The following is a 10,714-nucleotide window of genomic DNA, read 5'->3' on the forward strand; positions in this document are numbered from 1 at the left end:
TATTTAGTGTGATACTATGATAGTGAAGAGATGACCTTTTGCTTTGCGTGTCTCATTGATCGTGTGAAGTGAAAAAGGAATTCCTTAGATTGAGAAAGGAGGAAAAGTGATGAGTAAGAAAGAACGTAATGCGTTTCTCTCTACCCTTTTCTGTTTATTATTTTTAATTATCGGCAAGATTTTAAGCGGGCTTTCACAGCCCATCTATCCCCTCTTTTTCGTTTTGGCAATTATTAGCGGTGGCTGGAAACAAACCTATGAAGGTATCAGCGAATTGGTGCATGACCGAACGTTGAATGTCGATCTGCTGATGGCATTAGCTGCGATCGGCGCGTGTTTAATCGGCAATTGGTTTGAAGGTGCGATGCTGACCTTTATTTTCTGTTTAAGCGGTGCATTGGAAGAATATGCCACTAACAAAAGTACGAAGGAAATCACTGCTCTAATGAATGTAGCCCCCAATGATGCTTTGAAAATCATTGATGGCGAACACGTGACTGTTCCTGTTGAAGAATTGGCATTAGGTGATTACGTTTTTGTACCAAAGGGAGCTGCCGTGCCGATCGACGGCCGAATGTTAGGCGCCTCCTCGATTGATGAATCGGCTATCTCCGGAGAATCTGTTCCGGTGGAAAAAGCGATTGATGATGAAGCTTTTGGCGGAACCATCAACCTAGGTCAGGCGTTCACCTTGGAAGTAACTAAAACCAGCAACGATACCTTGTTCGCTCAAATTTTACGCTTAGTTGAGAATGCACAAAATGAACAAAGTGCGACTGCGACCTTTATTGAAAAAATCGAGAATGTTTATGTCAAAATCGTTCTAATAGCCGTACCTTTGATGATTCTACTAACACACTTTTTATTAGGCTGGAGCTTTACGGAAAGCTTTTATCGCGGAATGGTTTTACTAGTTGTCGCCTCTCCTTGTGCTTTAGTCGCTTCTGCCACGCCTGCTACGTTGGCCGCGATTTCTAATGGCGCGAAGAAAGGGATTCTATTCAAATCGGGAAAAACGCTGGAAAAACTGGCGGATCTACGTGCAATCTCATTTGACAAAACCGGTACTTTAACTCAAGGAAAGCCGCGAGTGACGGATTATAAGACCTTTTCCGATGATCCGATCGTCCCGCAATTATTCTACTCGATGGAACGCCAGTCCACCCATCCTTTAGCTGTTGCAATTACTAAGTTCTTTAATGATGAAGAAGCCTTGGAGCTTCAAGTTGAGGAACGAGCTGGGTTTGGTTTGGAAACAATTTATCAGGAGCAGACTTGGTTGCTTGGCAAGCCGACTGAAAAGCAAAGTCATCCCTTGATCGAACAGTGGCATGAGGAAGGGAAAACCGTAGTTGTCCTTAGTAAAAATGAACAGGTCATTGCTTTACTGGCTTTGATGGACCTGCCGAAACCTTTTACCAAAGAAGTTATTGGTTATTTCCAAGATCAAGAGGTCGAAACCGTTATGCTTACCGGAGATAATCCAGGTGCGGCGAAATATGTTGCTCAACAGCTAGGCCTGAATGACTTCCACGGCGGCTGTCTTCCCGCAGACAAAACAGATTTGGTGAAACAGCAGCAAGCAGATTACACGGTCAACGCGATGGTGGGCGATGGGATCAACGACGCCCCTGCCCTAGCAACCGCCAGTATCGGGATCGCGATGGGTGAAGGAACAGATGTCGCGATGGAAGTTTCTGATATGGTCCTGATGAAGAACGATTTGACTAAGCTGATGTACAGCCATCGCTTGGCGAAAAAAATGAAGCGGATCGTTCGTCAAAATATCCTCTTTTCTTTAAGTGTGATCGTCCTGCTGATTGCCAGCAACTTTCTACAATTCCTGACGCTTCCTCTTGGTGTCGTTGGGCACGAAGGAAGTACTATTCTTGTCATTTTAAATGGCTTGCGGATGCTAATGCCGTTAAAAGAAATGGTAAATCTTGATGAAACCAAATGTATTGAGTGTCCTCTTTATAAAGCGGCACAGTAAAAAAAGCTAGAATCATTTCGATTCTAGCTTTTTGTCTGCTATGAATTTTTAATAACCAAACCTTCGATAATGTCAGCTGCTGCTTCACAGGCATCTGTAATCTTTTCTAAGTGATTGTAGATATCCCGCCATTTAATGATCTCGATCGGGTCTTTTTCATTTGCGAATAAATCCTTCACTAATGAGCTATACAGCTTATCCGCTTCCGATTCGGTTTTATTTACTTGTTCGATATAGCCCTTCAACGCTTTTGAATGTTTAAATTTGGCGAATTCTTTAGTCGCCTGTACTACATCAGCAGTAGCTGTTACTACTAATTGCAGAAATTTATCTGTATTTGGCCGAATCGTATAAACCAATAAGTTTTCGAACAAATAAGTGGTCGCGTTTAATTCATCCAGAATATCATCTAAGTGATTGGTGATCATAACGATGTCTTCCCGATCAATCGGTGTAATGAAGGCGTCGTAAAGCTCTGTCATGATTTCTTTTGAAATACGGTCGCCATGTCCTTCCAGACGATGGATCTCTTCGGATTTATCGCTAAATTTTTCGGTCGAATACTCCCTGATCAGATCCAATAATAATTGTGCTGATTCAGCAGAATATTGCGCCATTTGCTCTAATTTGCCAAAATAGTCGAATTGTTTTTTTCTAGCCATTGTTTGATCCCCTTTTTAAAAGATTGCCACAAATAATTTTGCCATCACGAACGCAATAATTCCACAGCCAGGAAAAGTCAGCAGCCATGCACTGATCATTTCTTTTACGATACTCCAATCAACACTTGAAGTTCGTTTGGCAGCTCCTGCGCCCATGATCGCTGTTGTTTTCGTATGGGTCGTTGACACCGGAATTCCGAATATCGATGCAAGGAAAAGGCAAATCGCGGCACTCAAATCCGCAGCAAATCCTTGATACCGCTCCAGCTTCACCATGTCCATTCCCACCGATTTGATGATCTTCATTCCCCCTACAGAGGTGCCGAAGCCCATTGTTACTGAACAAAGGACCATTACCCAGATAGGAATAACAAATCCGTTGCCGGTTTTTTCAGCCAAATTATTGTAAAAAAGTCCTAACATAAAGACACCCATAAACTTCTGACCATCCTGTGCACCATGCAAGAAAGCATTCATTCCGGCACTGATTGCCTGACCGAGCGTAAATACGTGATTTGCCACGCGTCTGGATATACCTTGAAAAATCAATACGATAAGCTTAGTAACCAGCCAACCGCCGCCAAAGCCCATGATCGTCGAAACGACCAGACCCACGATAACCTTCAGCCATTCAGCTCCGCTAACCGCTTCCAATCCGCCCATCGCCATTGCAGATCCTGTTAACCCGGCAATCAACGCGTGAGATTCACTGGTTGGAATACCAAAATACCAAGCTGCGACTGCCCAGACGACAATGGAAAATAAAGAAGCTGCCAAAGCGACCTGCGCGGCGTTGCCCGCCCCTTCAAAGGTCACGATGTTGCTGATTGTTTCGGCCACCTGCGAATTAAAATACGTCATGACCAAGGCGCCTAAAAAGTTCATTACTACGGCCATCCAGATAGCGACATTGGGTCTCAATACCCTGGTCGAGACTGCAGTGGCAATCGCGTTTGGCGCATCTGTCCAACCGTTTACAAAAATGACTCCCATAACCAACGTTATTGTAACAACTAAAGCAATACTCATGCTGCACCACCATTTTCTTATTTCCAAAATAATGATAGCACACCCGCTACCTTTCGTCCTTAAATTACTAGATTTCTCCGCTTTTTGGTTTAATTCTATTTATTTTCTGTTAAGGAAAAAAACTTGTCACGATTTTATTGCATTGAAAAGCGGCTTTATGTATAATGAGTAATGTTGAATTGTACGGCAAAAGCCGTATAAGACTGAATTCGGAGGTGAAATCCATGCCAAACATTGAATCTGCAATCAAACGCGTTCGCACTAGCGAAGCTGCTAACACTAAAAACTCATCACAAATGAGCGCAATGCGTACTACTGTTAAGAAATTTGAAGAAGCCGCTACTGCTGGCGCTGAAAATATGAACGACCTTTATAAAGAAGCTGTTAAAGCAATCGATATGGCTGAAACAAAAGGTTTGATTCACAAAAACAAAGCAAACCGCGACAAAGCTCGTCTTGCTAAAAAATTAGCTAAATAATAAAAACCGATCTTTTGATCGGTTTTTTTATTTGCATTTATTTAGCTGTAAAAAGCGCCGATACAAAAACTGTATCGACGCTTTTTGCTTATTTATTTGTTAATTCAGTATAGCTTTTTGCGCGATCTTCCATGTCGACAACGGTTTGATTCAGCATTTCTTCTACTAATTCATCATCTTTTTTGATGTTATGCAAAGCAGAGAAGCGCGTTTGTCCTTCTAAGAAGGCGTTCATCTTGCTGAAGTCGGTTTTCTTAAAATCGATCCGCATTGGATCTTTGCCTTTTTGAGCACGAACCGGATCATAACGGTAAAGCGGCCAGTAACCTGATTCTACCGCTTTCTTAGACTCTTTGATCGTTTGGCTCATACCGCCGCGGATACCGTGATTGATACAAGGAGTATAACCAATGATCAATGAAGGCCCTGGATACGCTTCTGCCTCTTGGATAGCCTTCAACGCTTGAGTTGGATTAGCTTCGATCGCCACTTGCGCAACATACACATCGCGATAAGTCATAGCGATCATTCCCAGATCTTTCTTCTTCGTCTTCTTCCCGCCGGCTGCAAATTTAGCAATCGCAGCTGATGGTGTGGCTTTCGACATTTGTCCGCCTGTATTGGCATACACTTCGTTATCCATGACGAGAATATTCACGTCTTCGCCAGAGGCTAGAACATGATCGATCCCGCTAAAGCCGATATCGTATGCCCAGCCGTCCCCACCGATGATCCATTGGCTAGGTTTAGCAAACATTTCATTGTCAGCTAGGATTGATTGCAGCTCTTCATTACTTTCTTCGCTTAGGGTAGCGCGCAATTTAGCCGCACGCTGCTGACTGCCTTCGCCTTCTGTCATATGATTCAGCCAATCCTGCAATTGAGCCTTCGTATCCTCTGATCCAACACCTTTTTCTAAAGCAGCTAGGACTTTATTCGCAACACGATTGCGTTTTGTCAAGTTCGCCATGTGCATGCCAAGACCGTATTCGGCATTGTCTTCAAATAGCGAATTACTCCAAGCAGGGCCTCGACCGTCTTGATTGACAGTGTATGGCGTTGCTGGCGCTGAACCGCCCCAGATAGAAGAACAGCCGGTAGTATTAGCGATCATCATTCGGTCGCCAAACAATTGAGTCAGCAATTTCACGTAAGGTGTTTCGCCACAACCAGCACAAGCTCCAGAGAACTCAAGCAATGGTTGTTCAAATTGTGAGCCTTTGACCGAGAATTTTTTAGCAGGGTTAGCTTTTTGACGCAAGGTCATCGCGAATGCCCAGTTTACAGCTTGTTCTCTTTGGTCTTCATAAGACTTCATGACTAACGCTTTTTCCTTCGCTGGACAAGCTTCGACACACAGACCGCAGCCTGTACAATCTTCTAGTGAAACTTGAATACGATACTTGAAGCCGTCTTTTCCGCGCATGTCGCGAGTAATGAAGCCTTCAGGTGCTGCTTCCATTTCCTCTTCGTCTGCAAGGAACGGACGAATCGCCGCATGCGGACAAACAAAGGCACATTCATTACACATTGTACACGCTTCTGGTATCCACTCAGGCACTTCCAAAGCAATCCCGCGTTTCTCATAAGCCGCCGTACCGGAAGGCGCTACGCCGCCCAGCATGCCGTTTTCGATCAAATCATTGACTGAAAGCTGATTGCCCTCTTGACGATTGATCGGCTCTAGAATATTGCGGATATAAGCTGGTTTACTTGGATCATCCTCATTCGCCAGCGGCTTCACTTCGATTTCTGCCCACTCAGCCGGAATCTCGATCTTCTTCAATTCCGCTACAGTCGCATCGATCGCCTGCCAGTTGCGTTCAACAATTGTTCTTGATTTCTTCCCATAGGCCGCATCGACTTCTGCTTTTAGCAATGGCAAGTAGGTCTCATGATCCATAATGTCTGTCAGTTCAAAGAACGCTGTCGACATCACTTGGTTGATCCGACCACCTAAGCCAGTCTTTTGTGCGATTTCCATGGCGTTAATGATATAGAAATTGATATTATGCTCAGCTAAATAGCGCTTGATCCGGCCCGGCAATAATCTCTTGACCCGTTCTTCATCCCAAACGGTATTCAATAAGAAGGTGCCGCCGTCTTTCAAGCCCTTCAATAAATCATATTGATGAATATAGGCACTATTATGACAGCCGACAAAATCGGCCGCTTCTACATTATAAGTAGAAAGAATCGGCTCTTTCCCAAAACGCAAGTGAGAATTTGTCAATCCGCCTGATTTTTTGGAGTCATAAGAGAAATAAGCTTGCGCATAATAATCGGTGTTATTCCCGATAATCTTGATCGCTTGCTTGTTCGCTCCAACGGTACCATCTGAACCAAGTCCCCAGAATTTCGCCTGGAAGGTTGATTTTGGCGTCAAATCTAACACATCGCTCATTGGCAAGGATAGATTTGTCACATCATCATTGATCCCGACTGTAAAGCGCGGCTTCATATCCGCTGCCGACAACAATAAATGGTCAAACACAGCAACGATTTGATTTGGTGTCACATCTTTTGATGCAATACCGTAACGACCGCCGATCACGATTGGGCGGTTCGTATGACGATACAATACGCTCTGAACATCAAGCAGCAATGGCTCGCCATCTGATCCTGGTTCTTTTGTCCGGTCTAATACGGCCACTTTTTCGACTGTCGCTGGTAATTTCGCCAGTAGATTTTCTGCTGGGAATGGACGATATAAATGAATGTCGATAAAGCCGACTTTGCGTCCATTGGCATTCAAATAATCAACCGTTTGCTGGATCGTAGGTGAAGCGGAACCCATCGCTATAATCACTTCAGTCGCTTCTGGATCGCCGTAATAATTGGTCAAATCATAATCTGTACCGCGCAGCTCATTGATTTTATTCATGTATTTCTGCACGATCGCAGGCATTTCATCATAATAGCGGTTAACGGTTTCTCTTTGCTGGAAGTGAATATCCGGATTTTGTGCCGTTCCTGAAACATTCGGACGATTCGGATTCATTCCTAAACGTCTAAATTCAGCTAAGGCTTCCCAGTTCATCATGGCTTTTAAATCGTCGTAATCAATTACTTCGATTTTTTGCAGCTCATGACTTGTTCTAAAGCCGTCGAAGAAGTTCATAAACGGTAATTTGCCTTCGATACTCGCTAAGTGAGCAACCGCTGACAAATCCATAACTTCCTGTACGCCGCCTTCAGCCAGCATACAAAAACCTGTCTGGCGGGCAGCCATCACATCACTATGGTCACCGAAGATACTCAAAGCATTCGTAGACACTGCTCGAGCCGCTACGTGGAACACGGTCGGCAGTAATTCACCAGCGATTTTGAACATATTCGGAATCATCAACAACAAACCTTGTGAAGCTGTATAAGTCGTGGTTAAAACACCTGTTTTCAAGGAACCGTGAACTGTTCCGGCCGCACCTGCTTCTGATTGCATTTCAACTACTTTAACTGTCTCGTTAAAAATGTTTTTGCGACCTTGCTCTGCCCACTCGTCAACGACTTCCGCCATTGTTGAGCTGGGCGTGATTGGATAGATACCTGCAACTTCGGTAAACGCATAGGAGATATGCGCCGCCGCGGTATTTCCATCCATTGTTTTCATTGTTTTCATCATTTGCACCTCGCTTAAACCAATTGCTCCTGTCTTGTCTTTTGAATATATTGATCAATTTCATTTGCTGCGATTTTTCCGGCGCCCATTGCTAAGATGACTGTTGCCGCACCTGTTACGATGTCTCCGCCAGCAAAAACGCCAGGGATCGAAGTCGCACAGGTTTCTTCATCCGCATCAATATAGCCCCATTTATTTAGTGCTAATTCTGGGAAAGTATCCAATAAGACTTTATTGGCACCTTGTCCGATTGCTTCAATGGCTGTGTCTGCCTCGATGGTAAACTCACTGCCCGGAATCACGATTGGACGACGACGTCCAGATTCATCCGGCTCGCCTAATTCCATCTGCACACATTTGACTGCTTTTAAGCGGCCTGCTCCATCATCAATGTACTCGACAGGATTGGTCAACCAATGGTATTCGATCCCTTCTTCTACTGAATGATGATATTCTTCTTCACGAGCAGGCAGTTCTTCTAATGAACGACGGTAAACGATCGACACCTTGTCAGCGCCTAAACGTTTAGCAGAACGCGCCGCATCCATCGCCACGTTTCCGCCGCCGATGACCACGACATTTTTCGATTTTTGAACTGGTGTGTCATATTGCGGGAATTGATAGCCGTGCATCAAGTTGACCCTTGTCAAATATTCACTCGATGAATAAACTCCGTTCAATGATGTGCCTTTGATTCCTTGGAATCTCGGTGCACCTGCTCCTACTGATAGATAGCAGGCATCAAAATCGGTGATGATCTCATCCATCGTGATCGTTTTACCTACGACGACATTTGTTTCGATCTTCACGCCTTGAGCGACGATGCGCTCGATCTCCTTTTTCACGATACGTTTTGGCAAACGGAATTCAGGAATCCCGTAAGTTAATACTCCGCCTGGTGAATGTAATGCTTCATAGACCGTTACATCGTATCCCAATTTGGCTAGATCTCCCGCAGTGGTAAGTCCTGAAGGGCCTGAACCAATTACTGCTACCCGACCTTTATCACCAGCAACCTCTTTGTATTCAACTGGCTGTTCTAAAGCCCAGTCTGCTACAAGACGCTCCAATTTTCCGATCGCCACAGGTTCAAATTTCTTCGAACGACCTAAACGGCACACCATCTCACATTGTTTTTCCTGTGGGCAGACCCGGCCGCAAATTGCCGGCAGATTGGTATAACGGCTTAATACTTCATAAGCTAAAGGCATGTTGCCTTCTTCGATCGCTTTGATAAAGCCTGGGATGTCGATCATTACGGGACAATTTGAAATACAAGGCGCATTTTTACATTGCAGACAGCGGCTTGCTTCTAGTTGTCCTTCTTCTAACGTGTACCCTAAAGCGACCTCATCAAAATTCTGATTTCGAACATCAGGCGCTTGTTCCTGCATGGGTGTCTTTGTGTAGCTGCGTTTAGCCATTTGAACTCACCTGCTTTTCATATCTTTCGTTGGCCAGTAATTCTTCTGGACGATATTGCTGCATCCGATTGACAAATTCATCCCAATCGACTTCTTCGCCTAAAAATTCTGGTCCGTCAACGCAAGCAAATTTAATAGAATCCGCCACTGTCACACGACAGCCGCCGCACATGCCGGTCCCATCGATCATGATCGGATTTAACGAGACATAGATTGGCACATCGTACTTTTGCGCTGTAATTGTACAAAACTTCATCATGATACTCGGTCCGATCGCCCACGCCATCGAAATTTTTTCACGCTTAAAGACATCTTCCATCGCTTGAGTAACTAAACCCTTTTGCCCAACGGAGCCGTCATCTGTCATCAAAATCAATTCATCCGAATACTGTGCGCATTCTTCCTGCAGGATCAATAAATCTTTATTTTTTGCTCCTAAAACGGTAATCACATGGTTGCCGGCTTCCTTTAAGCCTTTGACGATTGGGAATAAGGCAGCGATCCCAACGCCTCCGCCAACCAAGAGCACGGTACCATAATTTTCGATATCGGTTGCTTTACCGAGTGGTCCAACAATATCTGTCAAGGCTTCACCAGCCATAACCGTTGCGAGCTGGGCAGTCGATTTGCCGATCACTTGAAAGATTAAGCGTACCCAACCCGCTTCTTTGTCCGTATCCACGACAGTGAGGGGAATCCGCTCACCCTGTTCGTCGATTCGCAAGATCACAAACTGCCCCGGCTGTGCTTTTTTGGCAATTCGTGGCGCTTCAACTAAAATCTCATATTCAGTCGGCGCCAGTTCCTTGCGTTCTAATACTTTAAACAAATTCTCACTCCATTCTTTCAATGCGACACTATTGAGCTGCTTCTACCAAAGCCTTCACAAATGCTTTTAAGACTTCTTCATCTTCATCATCAGCTTCGTTTTCGATCTTCACTGTTTCTGCTGCTTTTTTAGCCCCTGTTTTGGCGAAGGCTTCATCAAATGCAATGGCAGCTTGACAGAAATAATCTGGATATAATTCGCTGTCTCCGCTTCCTACTACGCCATAGATTTTTCCTGATAGGTCAACATCTGGCAATTCCTCATGGAAGTCTTCCAAATCAAACGGCAATTCACCATCTCCATCAGTATAAGTAGCTAGGACACAAATATCTGCATCTTCATAGAAATCTGATTCTGCATCGTCGGCTTCAACGCGTTCTACGTCAACGCCGATTTCTTCAAAAGCATCCTCCAGAATTTCAGAGATCCCTTCTGTGTTTCCTGTGTTAGTTGCATAAACGATTTTTGCTAATGTCATTTCTTTCATCCTTTCTTTTATAGGTTTATACATTTGTGGTGCATATATAAAGCCAGCAAAAGCTGACTATTATCGTGAGGAAAAATAAAAATTTGATTACATTATTAGCTCTTGAAAATCGGTGTTCTAATTGAGATTAATTCTCAATGAACCCTTTCTACGACAACGTTTTAGGTATTTGACACCTTTGTATTATCATAC

Annotated in this window: 8 protein-coding genes; 2 read left to right on the plus strand and 6 right to left on the minus strand. The window is 44.2% G+C overall.

The window, feature by feature from the left end; translation table 11 throughout:
- Positions 1-109: 109 nt before the first annotated feature.
- Complete coding sequence (locus A5875_RS05195; RefSeq protein WP_176244620.1) at positions 110-1,993, plus strand: heavy metal translocating P-type ATPase; 1,884 nt, start codon at positions 110-112, stop codon at positions 1,991-1,993.
- A gap of 38 nt (positions 1,994-2,031) precedes the next feature.
- Here the strand turns inward: A5875_RS05195 and A5875_RS05200 are convergent, their stop codons facing one another.
- Positions 2,032-2,655 (minus strand): DUF47 domain-containing protein, encoded by a 624-nt coding sequence (locus tag A5875_RS05200; RefSeq protein ID WP_088932628.1) that lies wholly within the window; start codon positions 2,653-2,655, stop codon positions 2,032-2,034.
- Between the two features lie 15 nt (positions 2,656-2,670).
- Positions 2,671-3,684: an inorganic phosphate transporter gene (locus A5875_RS05205; RefSeq protein ID WP_088932629.1), complete on the minus strand. Its 1,014-nt coding sequence runs from the start codon at positions 3,682-3,684 to the stop codon at positions 2,671-2,673.
- Between the two features lie 224 nt (positions 3,685-3,908).
- Here A5875_RS05205 and rpsT point away from each other — a divergent pair, with 224 nt between their 5' ends.
- A complete protein-coding gene (gene rpsT, locus A5875_RS05210; protein ID WP_088932630.1) occupies positions 3,909-4,163 on the plus strand; it encodes a 30S ribosomal protein S20 in 255 nt (84 codons plus the stop codon).
- Between the two features lie 88 nt (positions 4,164-4,251).
- Here the strand turns inward: rpsT and nifJ are convergent, their stop codons facing one another.
- From nifJ to A5875_RS05230, 4 genes are read right to left on the minus strand one after another with little or no spacing between them, the layout of a single operon-like run.
- Positions 4,252-7,785: a pyruvate:ferredoxin (flavodoxin) oxidoreductase gene (gene nifJ / locus A5875_RS05215; RefSeq protein ID WP_176244621.1), complete on the minus strand. Its 3,534-nt coding sequence runs from the start codon at positions 7,783-7,785 to the stop codon at positions 4,252-4,254.
- Positions 7,786-7,796: 11 nt separating this feature from the next.
- Positions 7,797-9,206: an NADPH-dependent glutamate synthase gene (gltA, locus tag A5875_RS05220; protein WP_088932632.1), complete on the minus strand. Its 1,410-nt coding sequence runs from the start codon at positions 9,204-9,206 to the stop codon at positions 7,797-7,799.
- Positions 9,199-10,035 carry a sulfide/dihydroorotate dehydrogenase-like FAD/NAD-binding protein gene (locus A5875_RS05225; RefSeq protein ID WP_242550630.1) on the minus strand — a complete coding sequence of 279 codons (837 nt, stop codon included), beginning with the start codon at positions 10,033-10,035 and terminating at the stop codon, positions 9,199-9,201. The genes gltA and A5875_RS05225 overlap by 8 nt, the downstream gene beginning before the upstream one ends.
- A gap of 28 nt (positions 10,036-10,063) precedes the next feature.
- Positions 10,064-10,513: a flavodoxin gene (locus tag A5875_RS05230; protein ID WP_088932634.1), complete on the minus strand. Its 450-nt coding sequence runs from the start codon at positions 10,511-10,513 to the stop codon at positions 10,064-10,066.
- Positions 10,514-10,714: the final 201 nt, after the last annotated feature.

This window comes from Enterococcus sp. 3H8_DIV0648 (genome assembly GCF_002140655.1).
Classification (GTDB): Bacteria; Bacillota; Bacilli; order Lactobacillales; family Enterococcaceae; genus Enterococcus_A; species Enterococcus_A hulanensis.